1 protein-coding gene is annotated in these 1,377 nt (G+C 37.0%); it reads right to left on the bottom strand.

The genetic code is table 11. The annotated features are described in order from the left end of the window. Positions 1–65 precede the first annotated feature (65 nt). Positions 66–1,213 (bottom strand): IS3 family transposase gene (locus ACWD1Z_RS37625; RefSeq protein WP_451125436.1). Its coding sequence is split into 2 segments (ribosomal slippage): positions 66–961 and positions 961–1,213, totalling 1,149 coding nucleotides; the frame shifts between segments, so codons are not numbered across the junction. Positions 1,214–1,377: the final 164 nt, after the last annotated feature.

Raw genomic sequence — 1,377 nt, 5'->3', positions numbered from 1 at the left:
TTAGACACAAAATGAGCTATATTTTTGGAAAGTCAACGAAAAACTAGACACGGAGTTAAGAGAATTTAAGAATTATATTTTTCAAAGTCTTTTGAAGACCTATAATCAAGACCTGAATGCATCCTTTTTGTATTGTAATAGGTCTCAATGTATTTAAATATTTCTTGAGTAGCCTCAGCTCTTGTCTCAAAATGAGCATCATTAATAAGCTCCCTCTTTAGCGTCTTATAAAAAGACTCCATCATTGCATTGTCATATGGATTTCCTTTACGACTCATGCTAGATTGAGCACCGACTTGACGAAGAGTAGATTGATAACGAGAGCTTGTATATTGACTCCCTTGATCAGTATGGACAATCAAGCCAGGCTGAGGATGTTCTTTCCCACAAGCTTGCAAGAAGCAATCCCTCACCAGTTTATCTTGCATCCGTGAAGACATTGACCAGCCTACAATCTTACGTGAAAAAACGTCGATATTCACGGCTAAGTATAAGGTGCCTTCTTTGGTAGGGATATAGGTCATGTCTCCCAGCCATACTTTATTAGGAGCTGTTGCTTTAAAGATCTGATTAATTAAATTGGGTCTTGAAAGCGAAGCTCCTTTTCTGTTGTAATGTTTATATTTATAACGGCTTCCCTTGGCATAAAGTCCCATCAAGTGCATCAGTTTCCCAACACGTTTCGTGTTGGTCATAATACCAGTATTATGAAGTACCTTGGTAATTCTAACCGCACCATAGCGTCCCTTATGCTCATGAAAGACAGCTTTTATCTTCTCTGAGAGAATTTCTCTCTCCACTTGTTGTTTTGAAGGACGATGATGCATGTATTCATAGAAACCTGAGCGAGAAACCTTAAGAACTTTTACTGCATGTTTAATTTTTATCTTCCCATGATGTTTCAAGAGAAATTCAAAACGTTTTACTTGCTTCGCTTCAAGAAGACCCGGAACTTTTTTAGAAGTTCAAGTTCCTCCTGAAGATAACGATTTTCTTTCTCTAACAATTTAATCTTATGTTGGGCATCAGCTAGGGCTGTCCCATTGCCTGGAAAAGCACTTTCTCCATATTCTTCAACTTCTTGAACCCAGCGATAAAGACTATTGGCATGAACCTCAAGCTCTTGGCTGACTTCTTTAACAGAGAAACCCTCTTCAAGAATGAGTTTTACTGCAGAATTTTTAAATTGTTTATCGAATTTTCTTCTTGCCATAATAAACCTTTCCACGATTTCTCTTAACTTTGTGTCTAGTTTATTATAACCTTTCCACCTTTCATTTTTGTGTCTTAATAGACAGATTATAACACACAATTTTCTGTCCACTTTTATAGTATAGCTCCAATTCAAGATGACTTGGAAGAACTAGAAGTAATCGC

This window comes from Streptomyces sp. NPDC002784 (assembly GCF_053592135.1).
The sequence above is the reverse complement of the archived record's forward strand: the minus strand, read 5'-3'. Positions and strand labels throughout refer to the sequence as shown.